This window comes from Streptomyces sp. NPDC048018 (genome assembly GCF_043202995.1).
Lineage (GTDB): Bacteria > Actinomycetota > Actinomycetes > Streptomycetales > Streptomycetaceae > Streptomyces.
Window position 1 is genome coordinate 208791 of record NZ_JBIDBK010000007.1, and the last position, 21844, is coordinate 230634.

The 21844-nt window shown below is 71.9% G+C and carries 27 protein-coding genes and 1 pseudogene; all 28 read right to left on the minus strand.

Features of this window, described 5'->3' with window-relative positions; all coding sequences use genetic code 11:
• Position 1: 1 nt before the first annotated feature.
• The 28 genes and pseudogenes from ACGF1Z_RS26740 to ACGF1Z_RS26875 all read right to left on the minus strand — a co-directional run bounded on the left by ACGF1Z_RS26740 (position 2) and on the right by ACGF1Z_RS26875 (position 21407).
• A complete protein-coding gene (locus ACGF1Z_RS26740) occupies positions 2 to 1150 on the minus strand; it encodes a DnaB-like helicase N-terminal domain-containing protein (RefSeq protein WP_393008181.1) in 1149 nt (382 codons plus the stop codon).
• Complete coding sequence (locus ACGF1Z_RS26745; protein ID WP_393008183.1) at positions 1150 to 2436, minus strand: DNA cytosine methyltransferase; 1287 nt, start codon at positions 2434 to 2436, stop codon at positions 1150 to 1152. The genes ACGF1Z_RS26740 and ACGF1Z_RS26745 overlap by 1 nt, the downstream gene beginning before the upstream one ends.
• Entirely contained in the window at positions 2433 to 3263 is an 831-nt protein-coding gene (locus ACGF1Z_RS26750; RefSeq protein WP_393008480.1) for a hypothetical protein, read from the minus strand. The genes ACGF1Z_RS26745 and ACGF1Z_RS26750 overlap by 4 nt, the downstream gene beginning before the upstream one ends.
• 526 nt (positions 3264 to 3789) lie before the next feature.
• Positions 3790 to 4314 (minus strand): hypothetical protein, encoded by a 525-nt coding sequence (locus ACGF1Z_RS26755; protein ID WP_393008185.1) that lies wholly within the window; start codon positions 4312 to 4314, stop codon positions 3790 to 3792.
• A gap of 99 nt (positions 4315 to 4413) precedes the next feature.
• Positions 4414 to 5154: a hypothetical protein gene (locus ACGF1Z_RS26760; protein WP_393008187.1), complete on the minus strand. Its 741-nt coding sequence runs from the start codon at positions 5152 to 5154 to the stop codon at positions 4414 to 4416.
• Positions 5155 to 5299: 145 nt separating this feature from the next.
• Complete coding sequence (locus tag ACGF1Z_RS26765) at positions 5300 to 5866, minus strand: hypothetical protein (protein ID WP_393008189.1); 567 nt, start codon at positions 5864 to 5866, stop codon at positions 5300 to 5302.
• A gap of 67 nt (positions 5867 to 5933) precedes the next feature.
• On the minus strand, positions 5934 to 7730 hold the full coding sequence (locus ACGF1Z_RS26770) for a type IV secretory system conjugative DNA transfer family protein (RefSeq protein ID WP_393008191.1): 1797 nt from the start codon (positions 7728 to 7730) through the stop codon (positions 5934 to 5936).
• Positions 7731 to 7764: 34 nt separating this feature from the next.
• Complete coding sequence (locus tag ACGF1Z_RS26775) at positions 7765 to 8520, minus strand: DUF317 domain-containing protein (RefSeq protein WP_393008193.1); 756 nt, start codon at positions 8518 to 8520, stop codon at positions 7765 to 7767.
• On the minus strand, positions 8517 to 9179 hold the full coding sequence (locus ACGF1Z_RS26780; protein WP_393008195.1) for a hypothetical protein: 663 nt from the start codon (positions 9177 to 9179) through the stop codon (positions 8517 to 8519). The genes ACGF1Z_RS26775 and ACGF1Z_RS26780 overlap by 4 nt, the downstream gene beginning before the upstream one ends.
• Positions 9145 to 9471 carry a DUF317 domain-containing protein gene (locus tag ACGF1Z_RS26785; RefSeq protein ID WP_393008197.1) on the minus strand — a complete coding sequence of 109 codons (327 nt, stop codon included), beginning with the start codon at positions 9469 to 9471 and terminating at the stop codon, positions 9145 to 9147. Before ACGF1Z_RS26785 ends, ACGF1Z_RS26780 begins: the two co-directional genes overlap by 35 nt.
• Positions 9375 to 9665, minus strand: a complete 291-nt coding sequence (locus ACGF1Z_RS26790; RefSeq protein WP_393008494.1) for a hypothetical protein — start codon at positions 9663 to 9665, stop codon at positions 9375 to 9377. The genes ACGF1Z_RS26785 and ACGF1Z_RS26790 overlap by 97 nt, the downstream gene beginning before the upstream one ends.
• Before the next feature lie 54 nt (positions 9666 to 9719).
• Positions 9720 to 9965, minus strand: coding sequence for a hypothetical protein (locus tag ACGF1Z_RS26795; protein ID WP_393008199.1), 246 nt, complete (start codon positions 9963 to 9965; stop codon positions 9720 to 9722).
• A 26-nt stretch (positions 9966 to 9991) separates the two neighbouring features.
• Positions 9992 to 10804: a DUF317 domain-containing protein gene (locus ACGF1Z_RS26800; protein ID WP_393008201.1), complete on the minus strand. Its 813-nt coding sequence runs from the start codon at positions 10802 to 10804 to the stop codon at positions 9992 to 9994.
• Positions 10801 to 11079, minus strand: a complete 279-nt coding sequence (locus tag ACGF1Z_RS26805) for a hypothetical protein (protein ID WP_393008203.1) — start codon at positions 11077 to 11079, stop codon at positions 10801 to 10803. Before ACGF1Z_RS26805 ends, ACGF1Z_RS26800 begins: the two co-directional genes overlap by 4 nt.
• A gap of 159 nt (positions 11080 to 11238) precedes the next feature.
• Positions 11239 to 11640: a hypothetical protein gene (locus tag ACGF1Z_RS26810; protein ID WP_393008204.1), complete on the minus strand. Its 402-nt coding sequence runs from the start codon at positions 11638 to 11640 to the stop codon at positions 11239 to 11241.
• 26 nt (positions 11641 to 11666) lie between these two features.
• Positions 11667 to 12323 carry a hypothetical protein gene (locus ACGF1Z_RS26815; protein WP_393008206.1) on the minus strand — a complete coding sequence of 219 codons (657 nt, stop codon included), beginning with the start codon at positions 12321 to 12323 and terminating at the stop codon, positions 11667 to 11669.
• The gene (locus ACGF1Z_RS26820; protein ID WP_393008208.1) at positions 12320 to 13060 is read right to left on the minus strand and encodes a hypothetical protein; all 741 of its coding nucleotides are present in this window, start codon (positions 13058 to 13060) and stop codon (positions 12320 to 12322) included. The genes ACGF1Z_RS26815 and ACGF1Z_RS26820 overlap by 4 nt, the downstream gene beginning before the upstream one ends.
• A 20-nt stretch (positions 13061 to 13080) precedes the next feature.
• On the minus strand, positions 13081 to 13386 hold the full coding sequence (locus ACGF1Z_RS26825; RefSeq protein WP_393008210.1) for a hypothetical protein: 306 nt from the start codon (positions 13384 to 13386) through the stop codon (positions 13081 to 13083).
• A gap of 26 nt (positions 13387 to 13412) precedes the next feature.
• Positions 13413 to 13778, minus strand: a complete 366-nt coding sequence (locus ACGF1Z_RS26830; RefSeq protein ID WP_393008212.1) for a hypothetical protein — start codon at positions 13776 to 13778, stop codon at positions 13413 to 13415.
• Positions 13779 to 13791: 13 nt separating this feature from the next.
• Positions 13792 to 14598 (minus strand): relaxase/mobilization nuclease, encoded by an 807-nt coding sequence (locus ACGF1Z_RS26835; protein WP_393008214.1) that lies wholly within the window; start codon positions 14596 to 14598, stop codon positions 13792 to 13794.
• 18 nt (positions 14599 to 14616) lie between these two features.
• Positions 14617 to 15036 (minus strand): hypothetical protein, encoded by a 420-nt coding sequence (locus ACGF1Z_RS26840; protein ID WP_393008216.1) that lies wholly within the window; start codon positions 15034 to 15036, stop codon positions 14617 to 14619.
• A 142-nt stretch (positions 15037 to 15178) separates the two neighbouring features.
• Positions 15179 to 15676: a hypothetical protein gene (locus tag ACGF1Z_RS26845; protein WP_393008482.1), complete on the minus strand. Its 498-nt coding sequence runs from the start codon at positions 15674 to 15676 to the stop codon at positions 15179 to 15181.
• A 417-nt stretch (positions 15677 to 16093) separates the two neighbouring features.
• Positions 16094 to 16921: pseudogene (locus ACGF1Z_RS26850) on the minus strand (MFS transporter); the annotation flags it as partial.
• A gap of 89 nt (positions 16922 to 17010) precedes the next feature.
• The gene (locus tag ACGF1Z_RS26855; RefSeq protein ID WP_393008218.1) at positions 17011 to 18189 is read right to left on the minus strand and encodes a hypothetical protein; all 1179 of its coding nucleotides are present in this window, start codon (positions 18187 to 18189) and stop codon (positions 17011 to 17013) included.
• On the minus strand, positions 18186 to 19364 hold the full coding sequence (locus ACGF1Z_RS26860; protein ID WP_393008220.1) for a hypothetical protein: 1179 nt from the start codon (positions 19362 to 19364) through the stop codon (positions 18186 to 18188). Before ACGF1Z_RS26860 ends, ACGF1Z_RS26855 begins: the two co-directional genes overlap by 4 nt.
• Before the next feature lie 291 nt (positions 19365 to 19655).
• Complete coding sequence (locus ACGF1Z_RS26865; protein ID WP_393008222.1) at positions 19656 to 20375, minus strand: hypothetical protein; 720 nt, start codon at positions 20373 to 20375, stop codon at positions 19656 to 19658.
• Positions 20372 to 20635, minus strand: a complete 264-nt coding sequence (locus ACGF1Z_RS26870) for a hypothetical protein (RefSeq protein WP_393008224.1) — start codon at positions 20633 to 20635, stop codon at positions 20372 to 20374. Before ACGF1Z_RS26870 ends, ACGF1Z_RS26865 begins: the two co-directional genes overlap by 4 nt.
• 190 nt (positions 20636 to 20825) lie before the next feature.
• Positions 20826 to 21407, minus strand: a complete 582-nt coding sequence (locus ACGF1Z_RS26875) for a hypothetical protein (protein WP_393008226.1) — start codon at positions 21405 to 21407, stop codon at positions 20826 to 20828.
• Positions 21408 to 21844 lie beyond the last annotated feature (437 nt).

Below are 21844 nucleotides of genomic sequence, written 5' to 3' on the forward strand. Positions count from 1 at the left end.
GCTACGGGATTCGGCTGGCGGCGGGGCGGCCGGCCGGAGCTGTGGTAGGAGCGGGCAGGGTGGTGAGGGGGCCGCGTGGACCGGCTCGTGGGGCGGCTGTGTTCTCGACCGGCGAGGTGGAGGCCACGATGGAGCGGGCGGCCTGCTGCCAGCGGCTGCGGACGGTGTGCAGGTCGGCGAGCGCGCGGCGGCTGCCGGTGACGAGCTGGTGCACGGTGTTGGCGGGGTCTGCGGTGTAGGCGGTGATCTGCCCGGCGGCGTGGAGGGCTCGCGCGAGCAGGTTCCGTTCGAGGATCCGTTCGCCCCAGTACTCGGCCGAGCCGACGGGCGTCGACAGCAGGGAGATCACTGCGGCAGGGGTGGCGCCTAGCGAGAGGAGGCCGCGCTGCTGGCCCTCCCACAGGACGGTGACCGGATCTACCGGATCCCCGCGGTGGGCCAGCGCGGTCACGCACTGCCACAGGCAGGCGTGGAGAGGGTTGAGGAAGTCGTCGGCAGTCAGCCAGCGCATCCCCCTCAGCTGCTCCGGTCGGGAAACTGCGCTCGCGAGCAGCCACTGTTCGGCCTCCTGTGCGTCGTTCCCTTCGGCTGGCTGTGGGGCCGGCGGGTGCGGCGTGCGGGGCAGAGGGCGGGCGTGGGAGGGAAACCGTTCGGCCAGCTGATCGAGGTGCCGGGCGAGGGTGTCGGCGGCGGTGAGAGTGTGTCGGGCACGGTCCGGCACGGTGGTGTCCGTGGCGGCCCGCGCGAGCTGCTCGGCGTGGAGGCGGATGGTGCGCCGGGCGCTCTCGGCGCGGATGACCACGGCGTACGCGAGGGCGTGCTGGGGCTGTGGGCAAGCGGAGATAAGGGTGTGCATGTACGAAGGGGTCAGGCCCGGCGCCTGCTGTCGGGCCTTGACCAGGACGGCGTTCAGCCAGTCGAGCCCAGCCAAGGCGGTCGCCGCTTCTGGGATGGGAACGTCGCGCATCGCGGCGAAGACGGCGGCGTGCGACGGGCTGTCGAACGCCGAGGCTGAGAGTTCGGCCAGGAGCGGCAGGAGCGCGGGTTGGAGGAGGACGGCGCCGAGGAGCGCCTGCTCGGCGTAGTAGAGCGGCGGGCGCTCGGCCGGCTCGTACGGATCCTCTGCATCGGTGCCGTGGGCGGGGGACATCAGGCGGCCAGGGTGAAGTCGTCGGCGGTGAGGATGCGGTCGAGGTGCGGTGCGAGAAGATGCGCGGCGAGCCTCGGCGGGACAGCGTTGCCGATCTGGGAGAACTGCTGGCCCTTGGTGCCTTGCCAGGGGTAGTCGGTGGGAAAGGTTTGCAGCGTTCCGGCCTCGGCGGCGGTGATCCGGATCGGCGCCGGCGGCGCCGTCTCCTGGACCCCCGCGTGGGCCGGGCTGGCGACCCAGGTGCACTCGTTCGCCCGGTGCCCGAAGAACAGCGTGCCCGCAGGCTCGTCGACGCCTCGGATGGTCGCGTTGGACTGGTTGTTGCTTCGCAGCGCCCAGGTCCAGTGCGTTGCCTTGCCGGTGCACGTCGGGGCCGGACCGTAGGCCGGGCTGTCGCCGCGTGACCCGTGCCGAGCGGTCCAGCCCGCCCCGCGGGTCTGCGGCTTGAGGACGATGTCCTCAGCCGCCGGCTGCGCCGTCCAGGTGCCGCGGTCACGGGAGTTGGCAAGCGTTTGGCGGGCGCCGGAAGGGAACGGTTCGGGGCCTCCTCCGGGCCCGCCGCCGGCACAGACCGTGGGCACGGGGCGGTCGGTGGCACCCCAGCCGAGCGCCTCGGCCATGGACACCCACCTCGCGCGGCCCGGGCCGAACAGCGACTCGGGCTCGGCGACACGGGCGTGCGTCGGAGGCGGAGGCTCTGCGGTACGGACGCGCGAGGCGAGGAGGATCGCCCGCTTCCTCGTCTGCGGGACGCCGTAGTCGGCCGCGTTGAGGATGCCGGTCCAGACCGAGAAGCCCCAGGACCGCAGGATTGCGGCGTACTGCTTCCATAGCGGAAGGACGTCCGGGACTTCCTCCATCGCCACCCACTCCGGCTCCCCGACCGAGTCGAGGGCATGGAGGTAGCGCATCGGTTCTGCCGCGAGGAGGGACCGCTCGTCCCGGCATGCGGCCAGGAGCTTCTCACGGGTGTCTCGGCCGACGGCAAGGTCGGCGACCGACTGGTGGACGAGGGGCTGGTCCACCAGTCCAAGACGCTTGCCCGCCATGCTCCACGCCTGGCACGGCGGGGAGGCGATGAACCCGCGAGTCCGGCCGGCGAAGATCCGGGCCGGGTACATCGCCACGTCGGTGCGGATGGTCAGCAGGCCGGCGGCGGCGCGCGTCTTGCACGCCCACTCGTCCCACTCCAGCCCCACGTCCCGGATCCCGAACCGGTGCAGAGGGACGCTCCAGCCGCCCGGTCCCGCGAACAGGTCGACCACAAGATCGCGGCCCGTGATCACGCCGTCAGTCCGAAGTCGTCTCGAACCGTGTCGACCTCGCTGCGGCACGACCACGGGGAGCAGCCGTTGACGACGCCGTCTTCCAGCTCGGAGGCGGCGTCCTCGCCGAGGGCGGCGCGTTCCGCGGCGGTGACGTGGTCGATCGGGGCCTGAGAGAGGGGGACGCGTGAGCGGTGGAGGAAGGCTTCGCCGAGCAGCGGGCGCCCCTCGGCGTTGGCCCGCGCGTTCCCCTTGCGGATGGCGGCGTCGAATTCCACGACGTCCTCCCACTCGGCAGGGGAGGTGTCACGTATGTGCCGCCACTGGGCATTGCCGTGGAAAGGGCATCCGAGGCAGCTGGACTTCGGTGTTTCGGCAAGGCCGAGGGATTTCAGGTAGCGGACACAGTCCGAGCGTGACCAGTCCATCTCGATCAGAGGATGAATGTTCCTCATGTACTGAACGTCGGCATCCTTGGCGCGATGGAATTCATCGGTGGATATGCCGATCCACTGCTCGACGAACACTCCGTTCGGTACACGAAGCGGATAGGGGTATCCGAGGAGGCTTCTGATCTCCTTCTTGATTGGCTTCACCTTGTACTCCCCGGTGCACTGGCGCCTGGTCATCCCAGGTCGGCCGTCCTTGTTAAGGATGTAGAGCGGCATCGAGGCGAAGCGGTGATCGGGGTTCAGGGCGTCATTGCGGATATTTCCCGAGGAAACCCGGAGGATCGGTATTCCGGCAGGTTCTGCTATCTCGCGTTCGAGGCGGTCGAGGTGGCGGTAAACAGATTCGGGCTCCCACCCTGTGTCGGCGAAAATTGCGTAGTCGACCTTGGGGAGGATTCCTTCAGCTGAGAGGGCGAGGAGTGCGCTGGACTGGACTCCGGCTCCGAGAGAAAGGGCGCGGAACTGAGGAGTGGCGGAGGTGGAGGAGGGAATGGAAGGTCCTTGGGTGGAGTGAGGGAAGGTGCTCACGGAGTTCTGGCGAGCGCGGCCGGCTCGGCAGGCGGCGATGCGGGGCGAGCCGGGGAACGACGGGCAGGGCGGAGGGGGCGCCGGAGATGCTCTTCGGCTGTCAGCGGCGCGCGTCCGGGTGGGCTGGACAGAGGTGGCGCGTGGGCGTGTGTCGGCAGGGACACGCCCGAGGCGAGAGGCGAGCGCGATGCGTCCGGCCTCGGTGAGGTGAAAGCGGGCCGACCGTGACCCGGGCACGGGATGATGCGCTTCGCGAAGGGCCCAGCCGCGCGACTCCAACGACCGGAGGGTGCTGATGGACAGCCGGGGAGGCCCGCCGAGCACCTCACCGGCGTCTTTGTCGATCGTGACCGCGGCGATACCAGGAAGCGGTCCGTGTCGCTGCTCTCCATGACTACCTGCTTCGCGCGGCGGAGGCGTCGGCCGGCGTGGACACCGATGGCGCCGAAGTCAGGGCCGGCCGGGCCGCTGCGACGGTGCTCCTAGCGGTGCGCGCGACATCGAAGGCGGCGTGGGTGCAGCTTGTGGCCGCGAGATGGAGGCAGTTGGCGGCTTCGGCCAGAGCGCCTTGGACGTCGTCGATCCCCTCTTCCTGCCGGATGCGGGCCATGGACTCCGCGTCCTCGGGACGCGCGGGAAGGCCGATGGATTCCAGCGGGTCGCCGGCCACGGCGGAGGCGATGAAGGCGGAGGCGGAAGAGGCCACGGCGACCGTTGCGGTCAGATCGGCGAGCAGCCGCCGGCTCTCGGGGACCTCTGCGTACGGGCCGGTGGCGAGGGCCTCGGTCAGGGCGACGAGCTTGGCGGTGATCTGCTGCGACGCGAGGAACAGGCCGGTGCCCTGGGTGAAGATCTCCTCGCTGCCGGAGTCCTTCAGGCGGTGGACCCGGTCGCGCGTGATGGTGAAGTTCGTGGACACGGAGGTCAGGGCCTGTGAGAGATGCAGCAGGGTGTTGGCCGTGGTCGGGGAAGCGATGACGGGACCTTCCTTTCTGAGACAGACGAGGGGCAGGCCGGCCTAGCGCCGTGCTCCTGCTGGCCCGGGTGTGCGCGGCCGCACCGCAGTGGGGTTCGGGACGGCGGTGGGGAGGGCGGGAACGGGGCGGGCTTCCAGCAGGGTCCGGATGCCGCTGGAGGTGAGCCGCGCGCCGTACTGGCCTGGCTGCCCCGGCAGCGGGGTGAGGCCGACCAGCTTCTTGTCGACGAGTGCGTCGATGGTCGCGGCCCGCAGCTGAGCACCCAGGGGTGTGACGACCTCCCGGCCGCCGGAATGCGCGTCCCGGACGACCGCGTCGCCGCGGGCGAAGGCCGCCAGCCCCTTGCGCTGGGCCTCGCTGACCTTGACGGCCGTGCTTCTCACCACGCTCTGGTTGCAAGCCGCACGATCGCGGGCATAGAGGAGGCCGTCGTGACGCAGGAGGGCGGCACCGACGTCCTGAACGGCAACGGGAGTTCGCGCCAGGGCGTCCTTGGTCTGCCCCATCAGGTGGTCCGACGCCTCGGCGTCGCCGTGCGCCAGGGCGGAGATCGTGTTCGCCGCGTGCCCCGCGGCGGCGGTGGTCGCTTCGGCGAGGCGACGAAGAAGAGCTACGGCGTGGAGACCGTCCGGGGTGGTGGGAGCGTCGCTCAGCGCGGTCTGGGCCAGCAGCCGGCCGGCGAGGAGCGAGGTCTGGTGCACCAAGGCCGCGGTCCGTACGGTGCCCGCGAGCCGGTCGGCCGCAGGGTCGCGCCGGCGCCGAAGCGTCTCGAGCCTGTCCATGCTGACCAGCAGATGGTGGGTGAGGGAGTCGAGGTCGTCTGGGCTCGGGACCGAGCTGTGGGGAGAGTCCAATGGGCGTCCTGGGTTCGGTGGGTGATGTGGACGGCGGGGTGCGAGAGAGCTGTTCGGAGGAGGTTTGACGGTGCTAGCGACAACGGGCCTGGACCGACGGGCCCCCGGGTTCGGTCGGCACCTGCACGGTCCTCACCGTGCGCTCGACGGCAGCTCGGTCGATCAGGAGCCGGTCCTCGGCACGGGCGGCGGCTGAAGCCAGGCGCCGGGAGAGGTTCTGGGCGAGCACGCGGTAGGTGCCGGCAGCGCGGTCGAGCTCCCCGATCGCCTCGGCGAGGTAGCCGCGGCTGGTGCCGGCCGTCCGGTCACCGTCCTCGTAGATGAGGGCGTCGGTGCGCCCGGTGATGCCGTAGGTGCATAGGGAGGCGGCGACGGAGATCCGCAGGGCGGCCTCCGACAGATGGGCGAGGCTTTCGGGCCCGTTCTTCATGACGGCGTACTGGCTGGTCGAGAGGGTGCCGAGTTGCTGCAGGCACCTGATCGCCAGGTGGTGGGTGCGTGCGGCGATGGGGGCGATCTCCCGTACAGGCCGCGAGATGTCTCCGGCCCGAACGCCGTCGATCTCGGCACGCAGGTTGCCCAGCTCGCCCGGTACGAGCCCCAGGAGCCGGGTCTGCTCGGCGAGGTCGATGATCTTCACTGGTCTCCACGGCGAAGTCGGTGTGTGCGGACAGGGCAGGGCCCGTCAGTGGTGGGGAAGGAGGCGGTTACGCGGCCTGGTCGAAGTCGTTCTGGGACAGCTGCTGCTTGGCGACGGCGCGAGCGGTGATGGCCTTCGAAGCGCGGGCGGAGGCGGCTCCGAGCTCGTCGGCACCGGGCTCGGCGTACCAGGGGCGCAGGTCGAGCATCGCGACCCTCATGCCGGTGGCCAGGCAGAGGGCAGAGCCCTTGGGCAGCGCACGGATCGCGTCGGCGGGCAGGATCCGCTCCTGCCGCATTGACACCGAGGTGGACTTGCCGGACTCGGAGGTCGAGGTGGAGGTGGTCTCGACGTCGTGGTCGCCGATCATCCGGGAGAGCTTGTCGGCGAAGTCGGGGTCGTCGATGCCGCTGCCGATGATTTTCACGGTGGCTGCGCTCCACATGGCGTCCATGCCCGCGTCGCCCCAGACTTTCTGGCCCTGTCGGTAGCTCTGCAGGATGGTGATCGGGATGATTCCGCGGGAGCCCAGGTGGGAGTACAGGTCGGGGAGGTCCGAGATTTTGCAGACGTTGGCGGCCTCGTCGAGGATCGCGAGCATCGGCGGGTCCAGTCGGCCGCCGGCGCGTTCGGCCTGCGCGGTCGCGGCCCGCATCACGGAGTCAGCGCACGCCGCGATCAGCGCGCTCGCGCCGCCGCCGCCGTCCTTCGACAGAAGGAACAACGAGTCGGTGGAGGCGACGAAGTCGGCGGGCCGGAACTCGTCGATGTCCTCCTGTGGGGTGACCCAGGCGGCGATGTCCTGGTTGAGCAAGGCGGAGGCGTACTGGCGCGCGGTCTCGTAGATGCCGTCGCGGGTCTCCGGCGGGCCTTCCACGGTGCCCTTCAGCTGTGAGGCCACGGCGGTGAACTTGTGGTCGCGCAGGATGTCCAGCGGGGTGCGGTCCGCCGGGAAGGCGAGCCAGTTCATCACGTCCGTGATTGGCCGTTCGTCCAGCGCTGCGGCCAGGAAGAGCTGCGACAGGATGTTGGATCCGGCCTTCGACCAGAAGTCGCCCTGCTGGCTCGCGTCGACGCTCGCGGCGAGGAAGTGCCCGGCCAGCCTGCCCGCCCCGTCGAGCGTCTTTGCGTCCGAGAGTGGGTTCCACCACATCGTCCGTTCGGCGTGGGCGATCTGCTGCGGGTCCATCGACCACACCCGCCCGACCCGGCAGCGGGCGTCGAAGCACGCTGTATAGGCGTCGCCGGCGGCCTTGTTGGACGTGAGCAGGACGGGCCCAGGCGCGGCGAGGATCGAGGGGATGGCGAGGCTTGTGGTCTTGCCGGAGCGCGGTGCCATGATCGCGACGGCGACGTCCTCGAACCCCATGCGGACCTCGTGGCGAGTCCCGGCGAGGTTGCCGACCAGAATGCCGGCGTCGCGGGGCTCGATGTGTTTGGCGTGCTTCAGACTCGGCCGCAGGGAACGGGCCTTGGCCTCGACGGCCTTGGCGAGCAGCGGCTGGATGTCGCGTGCCGTGGCCATGCCGTGGACGGTCTTCTTCCTGCCCCCGCCGACCCGGTTCTTGTACCGCAGCCACAGGAATCCGGCTGCGGCGGCGAGGAGCAGGGTCAGCAAGACGGGGACAATGCGGGTGGTCAGGAGCAGGGACGTTTCTCCCGCTTCCGGCCAGAGTGTTTCGGGGCGTAGGAGAGCGTCTCCCGGGCGGTAGGCCACCCAGGGGCCGGTGCCGCTCGCCCAGGCGGCGATGTTGCCGCTCAGCCAGGCGATGGAGGAGGCGGGCAGGCCGACGGCGAATGCGGCGAGGAGCACCTTCAGGGCTATGTCGTAACCGTCGGAGCTGGAGGAGGGGGCGGATCGCAAGCAGAGGTTCCTTGGACGGTGCGGGCGCGGAGTGTCAGCGGATGTGGCGGCGTGTCGTGGGCGGTGCCAAAGGCGCGGGCGGTGGCGGGCTCGCGCGGCGGGCGGCGAGTTGCTCGATCCGCTCCGGCAGCGCCCGGGCCACGCTCTCCACCGGTCGTTCCTGCCACCGCATGGTGATCCGGTGGAGGGAGAGGCCCTGAGTCTGCTCGTGGGAGCGACGCGCAGGCTCCGGGTCGACGAGTGCAGCGAGGAAGGCGGCCACGAGCAGCCGGGGCGTAGCGCTGGAGAACTTGGCCTTCCAGACGGGGTCATCCGCGTAGAGGCTTGCCGTGATGCGCCAGTCGGTGTTGCCGGAGAAGTTGTGACGCTCACCCCGCACTCGGCCGTCCGGCGAGCGGAAGTCGCTGCCGGACGCCACGTCCCATCCGGCCCGCATCAGCAGCTTGTACGGCTCGGCCACCGCTGCGGCGTTGTAGTCGGGGTGGGTGAGCGCGTCGGTGACCGCGGCTATCAGCTCGACGGGCGTGGCGGCGTCGAAGGCGGCCTGCCACTGCGCACCGGTGCGGCCGTCTCGGTGCGAGAGGTGCCACCACGGCTCGTTCAAGGTCGGCTCCAGGCGGAGCATGGACTTCTGGTCCGGGCTGGTCAGGATGACCCGGGGCACGAGCGGATCCTGCCCGTGACTCCATCCGGACCCGGCGTGCAGAGCGGCGGTCACCCACGCCGGGTCGCCCGGACCGGCGAGGTAGCGGGGCGAGATGAGGGCCTGTTCCACCTTCGCGACCCTCATCGACGCCTCTCCGCAGGCCGGGCGGGCTCAGGGGCCGGAGCCGGGGCCGGCGCCCGCCGGATGGGAGCCTTCTGCGCCGCGGCATGGACGTCGAGGAAGACATGCCCCTTGGCGGCCCAGGTGTCCAGGTGGCTCCACGCCTCCTCGTTGCGCTCGGCTACGGAGTCGACGAGCTCCCCCTCCGGGACGGGCCCCGAGGTACGGCGCGCTTCGCGGACCTCGGCATGATCACGGCGCAGTTCTTCCAGCCGCTCGAGGGCCTGGTTCAGTTCGCGCAGGTGGGATGGCCAGTGAGGCGCGATGTCGCCTGCGCTGAGGTGCTGGAGCTGGACGGCGGCCGTGGCGAGGAGCTGGCGGGCGCCGGGCCAGACGGCCAGGAATGCGCGCCAGGCCTCCGAGTCGCGCTGGACCATGCGCCAGCCGTACGACACCTCGTCGAGCGGCCAGCCTTCGTCATCGGTGTGCTTGTCGGAGTAGGCGTCCCAGGCGGCGAGGATCGTCTCGCTCTCTGCCAGGAAGGCTTTCAGCTGTGTGAGCAGGACTGTGCGGGCGTCGGGCGGTGTGCTCAGGGCGGATCCTTCAATGCGGGGTGCGGGGTGCGGGGTGCGGGGTGCAGGGTGCGCGTTAGCGGCGGCGGGCGAGGCCGCCCGCGAGTGCAACTGGGCCGGTGCGGGCGGTGAGCGCGGTGGGTGTAGGCCGGTGCCGGCGGGCCTCGGCGAGGCGCTCGCGGTGGGCGGTCACGATGCGGGCGCCGATTCCGACTTCCTGGCCCACGTGGAGGTGGGGACTCTCGTCGGTTTCGAAGCGGGGCCGCAGGACGGGGGCCGGGTCGGATAGGGCATTGGCGACCGCGGTCAGCACGTGGTCAGGGATGGCGGGATCCAGGGATGCTCGCCACAGGAAGCCTCGGGGCCGTACGGGCCCGAGTTCCGGGCGGCCTCGATCTCCCATCCGCACAGGCCCATGGAGGGCGAAACGCGCCGCTCGGCCACGGTGGTTCGGTCGGGAGACACGCCCTTGTGACCGCCGGCGGCGTCGGCCGTGTGCTTCCAGCCACGCCCGGCAAGAATGCTCGCCATGTCACCGGAGGCGTTGTCCGGCGCCGGGTGCACGAGAGCGTCCATGAGCCCGGCGATGATCTCCACGGGGGGCGTCGCCGCTGAATGAGCCGTACCAATGGCCCGGCCCGAGGGTGCTGTTCACCCTCCACCAGCCGTGGAAGTGTGAGGGGAAGGCTTGAAGACAAGCTCGTGCTCACGGTCGGGGCTCTTCATGCGGATGGCTGGGTGCAGTGGATCGGAGTTCACGGTCCAACCGGCAGCGCACAAAGCGTGGGTGATGTGCCGGGGATCGCCGGGGCCGGCGAGGTAGCGGGGAGAGACCGGCGAGCCGAGCTTGCCCAGGTAGTCGTCGGCGAAGGCATCCAGCTGACGCGAGTCGATCACGAAGGCGCTGTTCTTTCAGGTGGGTTCTATCGGCGGGTACGGGATCCGCCGCTCGTCGCGTACGCGCGGGCGGGAGCGGCCTTGCGGGTGCGGGCCCGGGCGGCGGCCCAGGAGTTGCGGCCCCACGTGGCGGCGCGGGCGGCGGTGATCCGGGTCTGCTGCCAGGAGCTGAGCTCGGAGGGCCGTACGGAGACGGAGGTGGCCCGGATCCACTTCGAGGGCGGGACGTGTCCGCGGGGCCGCATGACCGGCTGTGGGTCGGCGAGCGCGGCGGAGAAGTTCTCGATCAGGTGCATGGGGGTCGTGGCCGAGAAGATCGCGTCCCAGGTTCGGCCGTGCTCGGTGCGGGCGCCGGCCCACCAGTGGGCCTGACCGGGACCGCTTTGGTGGAACTGCAGCCAGGTGTTCCTGTCGGGGCTGATGGCGGTGAAGTGCTGGTCGCGCTCGGTCTCCCACCCCTGCTGCTGGAGTGGGGCCCACGGGTTGGGGGCGTGGGCGGAGCGTTCGCGTGTGAGGGCGTCGGTGAATCCGGCGACGATCTCCACCGGGGTCTGCCGGGTGAGGGTGACCTGCCAGCCGGGCTCGGTCGCGGTGGGCTGGCCCTGGATGTGCCAGCCGCCCGGCTGTCCGGCGGGGTCGTAGACGACGCGCACCAGGTGGTCGGCGCGGTCGAAGACGAGCGGTCCGCCCGTGACGGAGCGATCCGTCCAGCCGGAGGCTCGGAGAAAAGCTGTCACGTGCCGGATGTCGCCGCCGCCGGCCAGATGCCGGGGCTCGACGAGGTAGTGCTGCTCGGCCTGGTCGCCGGCGCCCCAGGTGGGGTGCTGTCGGCGGCTCACCGGTGCCTCCGTACGACCAGCGGCACCGGCGCCGGCGGATTGACGGCTGTGGTGGTCGGGGTGCGGGCCGCGGTCAGGGTGTCGAGGTGTTCGTCGAGGTCGAGGCCGATGTCGTTCAGCTCGTTGGCGGCGCGGCCCAGGGCGAGCCAGACTTCCGGTGGCAGCAGTCCCTGTGTGGCCTGCTGCTGGGCGAAGCGGCTGGCGGTGGCGGCCAGGGTGGTGAAGGCGGCCAGAGCACCGTGCTCGGGGTCGAAGACGTCGGCGAGGACGGCCACGGTGTCGGGAGGCGGGCCCGGCTGGGCCAGGTACTCGTTGAGGTGGTCGAGCCGGGTGGCGATGCTGCGGGCCTGGTAGGCGCCGTAAGTGCGGGGGGAAGGCTGTTTGTTCAGGGGGAGGCTCCAGGAGAGCGGCGGATCGGGGCGAGCCGCGGGCGGTCAGCGCAGGGGGCGGGGCGAGCTGGCGGACGGGGGCGGCGGGGGCGTGGAGGCATCCGCGTTCGGCTTCTGCGAGGTGCGGTGGGCGAGCATGCTCTGGGCCCAGGCCGTGACGTCGAGTTCGTCGGGGTCGATGTTGACGTCGAACCCCGCGAGTAGCAGCGGGAGGATCGCGCGGGTGGCGAGCTGGCGCTGGTCCTTCTGGCTCAGGCCCTCGGGGGTCTCGTGCCAGATGTAGACGGGGCCGTCGGTCACCTCCTGCCGCCGTTCAAGACCGGCGGCGTCGAGCCGGGCGAGGAGTTCCTCGGGGGCGCCGGTCCTGGTGACGATGTGGAGCCGGTCGGGATGGCCGGCCTTGCGGTAGATCTCGACGTCCGTGTTGTTCTCGTCCGCGAGGTTCAAAGGGGTCTCCAGGAAGCAGGAAGGGGTTACGGGCCCGGGCGGCGTGCTGCCGGCTTCGGGCCCGCAGTCGGCGGGAGGGGGGACGCCGGTGTGGCTGATGCCGGTGAGCGGGCTGCGTGTGTGCGCAGCTCTTCGACCTCCCGGGCTTTGTTCGACAGCACGTCGGTGACGTCAATCAGGCGTTCGACCGGCCCGCCGTCCCGGGGCTCTGCGGGCACCTGGTTGCCCCAGGAGGTCCAGACGGAGACCAGCACGTCCCGCAGCTGCGGAAGTACTCCGGTCTCCGGGGCGGAGATCTCGGCGAGGACGGCGGCGAGTACAGGTCCCTCGTCGGTGTTGCGGGCGAGCTCCGCCAGATACTTCAGGTATCGGTGGGTGGCTTCCCGGTCGCCGTCCTGGGTGGCAAGGACGTTGAGAGAGGGGTCCAGGAAGGTGCTGTATCCGGCGCTCAGCAGCGCGTACGAGGCGGCGGTGGCCTGGAGACGCTGCTGCTCGACGGGCATGGTGACCGGCTGGCGGTGGTAGTGGGTGCTGGGGCCCGGATGGCGGGTGAAACCGCCGGTCGCCTGCAGGATGCCGGCCGCTCGCTGGTCGCCGCCGACCGCGAGGACGAGCTGGGTGCGCGGGTCGCGCGTGATCGTCACGTAGTGGGGGAGAAGGAACTCGGGCTCGATGGGGTTCATCGGTTGCGGGTGGTGGAAGCCGTCGTGCGGGCCGGGAGGGGGCGGGGCGCGGCCGGTGCCGGCGGGGCGGGATGCCGCATCCCGATGCCGACCCCTATTTCGGCCAGGCGGGCGCCGACGGCTCGCACGGCCTGAGCCTGCACGGCGGTGTCGTCTCCGGGCAGGACAAGCAGGTCCTGGCGGGTGTCGTGGACGAAGCCGTGCTCGGTCAGCAGCTTGGCCAGCGGAGCGGAGTTTGGGACCGGTGTGGTCAGGGCCTCCTCCGCCCAGGTGAGGTCGATCCTCTCGGGCAGCGGAGAGGCGAGCGCGGCGGCGTTGCGGCGGACGTGCGCCAGGGCGTCGGCGTAGCGGGGCAGCAGGTGCAGGGTGATGGCCTCGGCGGCGTGGAACGGGTCGGCGGGGACGGCGAGACCGTCGGGCTCGCGGACCCCCGTGTACGCGGCGTCGGGGAGGCCGGCGGGGGCCAGGGCGGCGACGAGGAACCCTTCGGCCTGGCCGAGGTGGTCGATGACGAGCAGGCGGGTGTCGTGGTCGGTGCGGGTGAGGATCGCGCAGTGGGTCACGCCGTGGGTGGCGATGGCGTGAGCGGTCTGGTCCATGTCCCACACGGCGGTGGTGAGGTGGTCGTAGTCGGTGCCGCCGTGGTCGGGGTGGTACTGGCTGGTCCACCGGCCGGGCAGCTCGCCGGCGAGGATGGTGGCGAAGGATTCGAGGTCGCTGGGGTCGGTGTCGTGCAAGGCGGTCCTTGGTGCGTGGGTCACCGGCGCCGGGCCGGCGGCGGGGCGGGCGGCCGGGGCGGCGGGGTGGGGATGGGGCAGGGGCAGTGGACGGACGGTTCGCGTTCGTGGTCTGCGACTTCGCCCGGGCAGGGGCGGCGCGCGGGGTGGTCTTCGTGCCGGTCGGCGAGTTCGTTGCGCAGCTGGTGGAGCTGGGCGGCGACGAGCGCGGGGTGGTGACCGTTCAGGCCGCGGAGGGTGGCGGCAGTGTGCCGGTCGAAGCCCTGGTCGAAGGTGTCGAGGAACTCGGCCGCCGCGTCCAGTACTTGGCTGAGGGCGGCGAGCACGCCGTCGTGGGCAGCGGTCAGCTCGGTCAGGACGGCGGCTGCGTCCTGCGTGCTGGTGGCACGGCGAAGGTTGTCGGCGAGGGCGGCGACCTGCGCGCCGACAGCGTCGGGGGTAGCTCGTGGGCGGTGTGCCGGTCGGTGTCGAACGGTTCGTCGCAGGCGACCCAGTAGCCGACCGACCGGAGCGCGGAGACCACGGCGGTGGCGAGGGCCTCCTCGGTGGCCTGGTCGAGGCCGGTGGGGGCGCGGTGGTACTGCTCGTGCCGGCGGCGGATATGGACGAAGCCGGTGCGCTGCAGGATGCTGTGGGCTTCTTCGCCGCCTCCGTGGGCGAGGACTTCGCCGGAGTGCGGATCGCGGCGCAGTTCGATGTGGCGGTCGCTGAGCGCCAAGCAGGGGGTCTCCTTATACGAGGGGCCGAGATCCCGTTCGCGCCGCCGCGGGCCGGGGCGGTCGGCTCGGTACCGGCGGGGGTGTGGTCGGCGGTCGCCGGAGTTCCTCGGCGGTGGTGGTGAGGTCCTGCTGGAGGTCGAGCAGACGGCGGGCCAGCCACTCCAGGCGGTGCCCGGCCTCGCGACGAGGAGCCTGCGGATGCCCGGCGAGGAGCTGGGCGTGCAGTTCGACGATGCCGCGGACGCTGGCCAGCGGGGCGGCCACGTCGGACAGCGGGGTGATGCTGCCCGAAGGGGTGGCGAGCGCGCCGGGGGTGCGGAGCCCGAGGTCGTTCTCCAGCCGGCGGGCCTCGGCAGCAAGGCGGCGCGGGATGCCAGGGGGCTGCTGCTGCCAGGTGCCGTCGAGCCGGATGAGGCTGGCGACCAGGTCGAGACGGTGGGGACGCACCTGGAGGGCGACCCACCGGCAGCCCTGGCTGTCGCCGGGGATCTCGATGCCGGCGGCGCGGGCGATGCGGTGAGCGACCTCGGACCACTCCTGCCCGGTCAGCGACCGGTCTTCAGGGGCCAGACGGACGGTCAGGTGGAACACCGCTCGCCGGTCGGCTGCGGGGCTCACCGCGAAGGGATGCTCGAACAGCGGATCGTTGAGGTGCTCCGTCCAGTCCAGCACCGTCCACGAGCCGGGCTCGCCGGTGGCCGTGTACGCGTCCAGCCCCGGCCAGTAGGCCGCGACGGCGCCCGCCAGCGAGCTTCTCCTCGTAGGGGAGCCGGTCGCCGAGTACGTCGTCGCCCAGCACCGGACCGGCGTCGGCGGCACGCTCGTGGATGCGGACGATCACCGGCCGGCCGCCTTCGTGTCCGAGACGTGGACGAGCTGACCGCGGTCGGTCACCTGGTACCAGCCGAGGTCGACCGGCTCCTTGCTCACGACCTTCGAGAGCAGGTGGTCCTCCAGGGCGCGCAGGTAGATCAGGCAGTCGGGGCACCGCTTGGAGAGGTGGACGAGATAGCGGGGGTGCGAGGTGACGAACGACTGTGCGCCGCCGAGCGGGTTGCGCACCCGCCAGCCGTCCTCGTCGGTCGGGGTGTGCCAGGACGGGGCCACGATGGTCATCGCGTCACCCCACAGTTCACCGTCGGCGACGCCCTTGATCACCACGACCTGGTCGCCGGCGGCGAAGTGGGCGTGCGTGATGTCGCGATCGGAGGTGATCGTGTCGGCGGGTGCGAACGCGGGGCGAGTGGGTTCGGGCACAGCGAAGTCCTTCCGCAGAAAGCCGCAGGTGGCGTTGGGGGCAGGACTCCATGGTCTGGAAATCGGCCGGTTAGGCTAACCGGCGAACGTGCGCTATATATATGCGCCTTCGCTCCCGGGCCAGGGTCTGAGGGAGCGGCCGTCAGCGGTACGGGTTCTCGGTGCCGATGTCGTCGCTCGTGGCGGCGTCGAGCAGCTCGGGCAGGTCGGTGCCTTCGGCGTCGCGCTGGTCGATCCACCACCCGGCGCGGCTGATCGTGCGGATCTTCTCCTCCAGGACCGCCCAGTCCGCCTCGTCCCAGGTTCCTTCGCTGACCAGGGACGTGTACGCCGCGGTGACCAGCTGGAACCGGGAGCGCTCGCCCCAGGCCAAGGCCCGCTCCGGCCCCTCCAGCGGCGGCATCTGGAACTGTTCGGCCCACTGGGCGGCAGCAGCCTGCTCCTCCGCGCGCCGGGCGGCGAGCCACTGCTCCCTCGCGGCCGTGTCGGCGTCGCGGGCGGCCTTCCAGCACTCGGTGCACTCACGGCCGGCGAGCCAGCGGGCGAACCCCGCCCGGCGGTCGGCGGCACGGTCGGCGAGGTTGTGGGTGACCTCGTGTCCACAGCTGTGGACGACGGTCCAGACGGTCTTGACGGGCATGAACGATTCTCCTTCGTTGGGAGGCGGTGGGGTGGAGGTGCGGCGGTGCCGACCGGGTTGGCTGCGCGGGCCGAGAGCCGGTCGGGACAGAGCGAAAACGGTGGTGGCGAGGAGAGCGCCGGCGGCAGGGAGCGCGGACAGGCCGAGGAGGTGGTCGGCGAGGGTGCCGGCGAGGACGGTGCCCGCGGCCTGGCCAGTGCCGACGGCGAGGATCAGCCACGAGTACGCCTCGGTGGTCCGCGAGGCAGGGGCGAGAGCGTCGACGGTCTCGAACCCGCAGGTGATGACCATGGTGAGGAACAGCCCCGGCAGGGCGGCGGCGGCGATCGCAGTCTGAGGGCCCGGCTGGATCAGCAGCCCCAGCCACCCGACTGCGAACAATGCTGCGGTGCAGAGGAGTTGAGTCGGGGGCGTGGCGCGGCGCGCGAGGCGGGCGAAGAGAAGCCCGCCGAGGAACGACCCGGTGGAGAACGCGGCCGGCAGCACACCAGTCAGCCAGCTCGTCCGGTGCAGCTCGGCGATGGCGGCGGCCCAGACGCTCAGCCCGCCCAAGGGCACACCGACGGCGGCAAGGCCGGTGCACAGCAGCACCATGCCGCTGCTCGCGAGCGGCTGTCGCTTCGCCGGTCGGGTGGCCATGGTGACTTCTCCGCGGTGGGGGCGCCAGGCGCGCGAGGGTGAGGAGGTGAGGACGGCGGCGGTGCCGAGCAGGCCGAGCGCGGAGGCTGCGGCCAGGGCGGTGTCCGCGCCGAACGTGGCGGCGAGCCAGGTGGCCAGGAGCGGGCCGGTGACATACATCAGGCCCTGGGATCCGGTGTCGAGGGCCTGGATGACCTTCCTCTGGCCCGGGTCGGTCACGACGCTCGGCCACAGTGACCTCAGCCCCGACTCCAGCGGCGGATTGGCGAGGCCGGCGAGCGCGACGGCGCCGGCGATCGCCCACGTGCTGCCGCCCGGCCCGATGACGGGCAGGGCGAGCAGGCTGCTGCTGGCGATGACGGCGGCCGGCGCGCTCACACGGGTCTGCCCGTGCCGGTCCATGAGCCGGCCCTTCACCGGCTGGGTGATGCTGGCAGCCAGCCCGTAGACGGCGGCGAGCATGCTGGCCGTCGTCAACGGCCCTCCGGCGCCCGTGATCCACAGGACCAGGGAGACGGCGACCATGCCGCTGGGCATCCGGCCGGTCAGGGTGCCGGCCAGGAGGCGAAGGACGTGACGCGTCCCTAGAACGGCCCGATAGGTCACGGGCGGTGGGGCGAGAGGGCGGTCGGCCAGGAGCAAGGGGTGCGGGACTTTCCGGGAGGAGGCGAAGGCTCACCCGCAGCCCGCCGGAATCAGAGGCGGCGCGGGATGCGGGGCGGGGCGGCCTGGGCGGGCGGAGGCGGCGGGGTGGCCCTGACGGCGGGCGGGGGTTTGATGTGCCGGGGCTGCGGGGTGCGGTGCGGCGGCAGGACGGCGATGGTCTCCTCGAAGGCGACGAGCGCCTGACGGAGCTGGCGGTCCAGGACGTCGGTCTGGACGAGGAGGCCGCGCAACCGTACGGACAGGTCCCGGCCGGCGACCGTCTCGGTGGCGAGCGCGAAGTCGGCGCACTCAGCCAGGAGGTCGGAGAGCTGGGAGAGGTGACGGGGGCCGGCGCCGTCGCTGACGACGTGGTCGAGTACCTCGGCGACCGTCTGACTCTGCGTGGCTCCGGCGACGTCCTCGATGAGGTCGGCCAGCGCCGGCAGTGTCCCGGTGCCGCGGGGGAACCGCCCGCGCGGATGCAGCACACCGGGCTCGACGGGGGGCGGCAGGGCGGCCAGGGCTTGGTCGTAGGTGCCGTACCGGCCCAGGACGCGCATCGTGGCGCTGTCGACGTCCCCGGCGACGATGAGAGCGCAGTCGTCGACGGGCTCGTCCAGATCAGGGACACCGACGACGGTGAGCTGCCGACCGGCCGCGTCATACCGGCTCTCGTACAGGTACATCATGTGGCGGCGCCGGACATCGTGGGCGTGCGCGTTCCACCGCGCTTCCTCGGCGGCAGGCAGCTCGGGCCCGGACGGCGGCGGGGCCTCCTGGACCGCAAGGTCCCGGAGGAACCTTGCCCGCTGGGCCCAGGTGACCTGGCACTGCCGGCCAGTCGCCCGGTCGACGTCCGTCTCGTCCGCGAGTCGGCTGCGAACCAGGTCCGCGGCGGCTTCGAGGTCGTCCACGAGCAGGCTCCACCCGGCCACGTGCCGGGCAGGCGGCTGGAACGCCAGCGCGGCACGGGCGCGGTCGATCAGAAGCTCCGCATACGGCAGGAAGGCGACGAACTCCGCTTCCTGCTCGCGGTGCTGTTCTGCCACGATCTGCCGCTCCATCGCGACGTACTCGGGCCAGCCGGTGCTCGCCCGGGCGCGCTTGACCGCTTCTCCGGCGCGCGCCTCGACGGCGGCGAAGCGTTCGGCGTAGGCCGTCAGCGCGTCGAGTGCCGTGCGGGCATCGGTGGAGGCGAGAGCGTCACAGCTGGTGAGAGGCCGTGTCACCGGTGCCTCGCTGGGGGCGCCGGTGGGGCAGATGCGGAGGGCAGAGCGAGTGTGGGGCTGGTGGCGCGGCGTGCCTGGCCGGTGGCGAGCGCGGCGTTGCCGGCGGTGCGCATCGCGAGGTCGACCAGTCCGTCGCCGCCTTCCAGGAGCCACCAGCCCAGCGGGTCGGGATGAGCTGAGACGGGCACCGGTCCGGTTCCCGGAGCCGGCGCCGTGGCGATGCTCTCCAGCTCTTGGAGGAATTTCGCCTCGTGCTCGTTGAGCGCGCCCAGCTCACGGATTGCCGTGATGACGATCGGTGCGGCGGCGCTGAACCGTCCGTAGGCGTCGGCGAGGTGCGCGGGCGCGGGGTCGGGGATGGTGCCGGCCTCGTAGGTCTCACGTGCCCAGGCGAGGTCGTCCGACAGGTCAGCGGCGTGCGCTCGGAGGACCGATCGGGTGTAGGCCGGTAGGAGTTCGATGCGGATGGTGCGGGCGGCGACGGAGGGGGTTGGTTGTACGGTCACGCCGGGCGGCGTGGGGGCGGTGGTCGGTCCGGGGATGTGGCGGGGCTGGAGGGCGCCGACGTGGTAGACGTCGAGGTGGGGGTCCTTGACGACGGCGAGTTCGGTTCCGTCGTCGCGCGTCAGGATGGCCGCCTGTGCCACCCGGTGGTCGGCCAGGGTCCGGGCGATGGGGCCGGAACTCCACAGGCAGGCGGTGAGGTCCTGCTGCCATACGGGGAGTGAGTAGTTCTCGACCCGGGCGGTCCACCGTCCGGGCAGGTGCTCGGTCACGTCGAGCGCGAAGTCTCCGATGTACCGGTCGCTGCTGGGCGTCAGGCGTAGGCCGAGGGTCCGCTCGGCAACGGTGCGGAGGGTGAGCAGGGTCTCGCGGGCATAGGCGAGGTCGGTCAGCGGCAGGGCCAGGTGGCCGGCGTCGTTCTTCTTGAACCCGGAGAGTTCCAGGGCGTGGCGGGCCCAGCGCCAGTTGCTGCCGTCGATGAGGCCGACGATGCCGTCGCGGTCGCTGGTGAACAGCGTGATCTGAGTGACGGCGCCCGCGACTTCACGGGAGTTCAGGGGAGAGGTCCTCTCGGTGAGGGCGACCGGACGGGGCGTGCCCGGTGTGGAAGGCGGTGAGGTGGTCGATGCCGAGCTGATAGAGCTGGCGGTCGACGATGTCGAGGAGGTCACCGGTACGCAGGTACCGCTCGGCGAGCACGGGCTGACCGCGCTCGCGGCACCACTCCCCTGTGGTGTGCAGAGCGCCTCGGAGGGCGAGGAGCGGGCTGGCCTCGGTGCCCGTCAGGGCGTCGAGGATGACGTGGACCTGGGCAGCGGATCGGTCGCCCGCCAGATGCCGCGTCCAGGCTCGTACAGACTCGGCCGGGTCCGGCAGCGCGAGGGCCGCGAGGTAGGAAAGCGTCTCGGCGCGGGCTCGGCGGCGTAGCTCCGTGCCGGCCGGAGGCGGTGCAGCGGCGGCGGTCACCGGCTTCGTCCCGGCTCACCCGATGACGACGCCGGGGCGGGGAGACGAGCCTCGTACTCACGGGTTCGCTCATGGTTGAGCCGGTGGACGAGGTTCTGCAGCTTCGCCGGCATCGCGGCGGTGACCTGCGTCCTGCGTCCTGCGGATGAGGGGAAGTCGGGTGCGGCGCGCAGGCGCAGGGCGATGCGGTCGATGTCGATCTCCACGACCCGCAGAACGCCCCCGAGTTCGGCCAGGCGCCGGGCATCGCGGTCGTGTGCCGGGCCGGGGAGGCTGGAGACGGCAGAGGCGACGGCGAGAAGCAGGTCGGCTGCGGGCCGCAGGAGACTGTCGCCGCCCTGGGCCAGGGCGGCGAGCGTACGTCCGGCTTCGTGCGGCTGACTGAGGTCAGCCCCGCTCGCGGCCCAGTCCCTCAGGGTCTGGGCCGCTGCCACGATGGACGGGGGGACATCCGCGCCGTCGGCCGCCGGGGACAGGGTGGGGTCGAGGCGCACGGGGTAGCGGGCGGCGCGGAGCATCTCGGCGGCGTGGGAGGCGTGCTCGTTCTCCCACTCCCGTCCCATGTCGAAGGGGAGGCGGTGCCAGGTACCGCGCAGGGTGTACTGCCTGACGAATCCCGCGCGCGCGAGCAGTTCGGAGGCCAGGGCGTCCAGCGACCCCTCGGCCTCCACCTCACCTCCCCGGCCGCGGACGATCATGATCGGTTCCTGGGTCACCGGCCACGTCCCTGACCCGAGACAGGGGCCGAGGCCAGAGGCCGTGGGGGCGCGGACACGGCCTGGGCGGTGACGGCCGGCCGGTACTGCGAGGAGCGGATTCCGGCGGCCTGCGCGATCCGAGAGCGGCGCTCCGCCAGCCCGGCCCGGGGCTGCACCTGGGGCGGGCCGGCGCTCTGGGAGGGGTCGAGGGTGTAGTCGGCGTGGACGTCGAAGCCGTGCCGGCGCAGGTCGTGGACGGCTTGCCGGGTGCGGCGCACGCCGTCGTACTCCGGGTTGGCCAGCCGGTACAGCCCCTGGGCGCCGGGGACGGGCTCGAACTGCTCGGCGGTGAGGTACCAGTGGGCCAGGTGCGGCGGTGTGTGGACTGTGGCGGCGGCGACAAACCCGTGGTCGGGGTGGCGGCCGAAGGTGAAGTGCTGCTTCAGGAGGACTCCTTGGGGCGGTTGTTCAGCGGCGCGGCGGGCGGGTGGCGGTCCGTGGCGGCGCTGCGGGTGGCGCGGGAGCGGGGGTGAGCTTCGGCAGATCGCGGGGCAGGGACATCGGCGGCGGCGTGTCGGGCATCCACAGCGCCATCGCCTCGCTGAACTGGGTTCGGGGCTCGGTGTCCCAGGAGATGACCGGACCGCGAGGGGCGTTCTGGCGGCTGATGACTTCGATGCCGGCCGGGTGGAGGATGTAGCCCCAGTGGTGGCCGCCGGAGTTGTCCCGGGTGATGACCTCCCGTTCGGCGGGTGTCCCGTCGAGGTTCACGACGCCGGTCATCTCGCGGCTGGGCCACTGCTCGCCGCCGGTCAGCCGCTGGAGCAGGCCGGGCGGTGAGCCGTCGAGGAGGTCGGTCCCGATCTCTTCCCAGGCGAAGACGACGTCGTCCACGAGGTAGCGGCTGAGGGCTTCGAGGTCCCGGCGGAAGCGGAACTGGTAGGCGGCCAGCAGCAGCGGGAGCATGTTCGGCGGGCTGCTGTCGAACTGGAGGTGCACGCCGGCGTATCCGTCAGAGGTGGGGCGGGCGATGAAGGCGGGGGATCCCAAGAAGGCTCCAGGGGCAAAGTGGCTACGGGGTGCGCCCGGGCAGGGGCGCGATGGGTGCCGGCGGGCGGGGAGGGGCCGCGGGCGGATGGTGGCGCGACGGCGGGAGCGGGCAGAGGTCGGCCATGCGCTCGGGGGCGACGTGAAGGTCCTCGCCGAGCCGCCGCACCCGGGCGGCGGCGTCGACCAGGTCCTTGGCCAGGTAGAAGGCGTCGTCGTCCCCGTCGTCTCGGTCGTATGCGCGGGCCCGGTCGGCAGCGGCGTCGAAGAGCTCGGCGAGCCGGGTGAGCAGGCCATCGGTGCCGTCGACGAGCTGGTGCAGTACCGCGGCGGTCTCTCGTATGTCGGTGCTGGCGCTGACGGTGGTGCTCAGGGCGTGCAGCAGGTTGCCGTAGGGGAAGCGTTCGTCGCGCAGGACGGTGCTGTCCGGAGACGAGCTG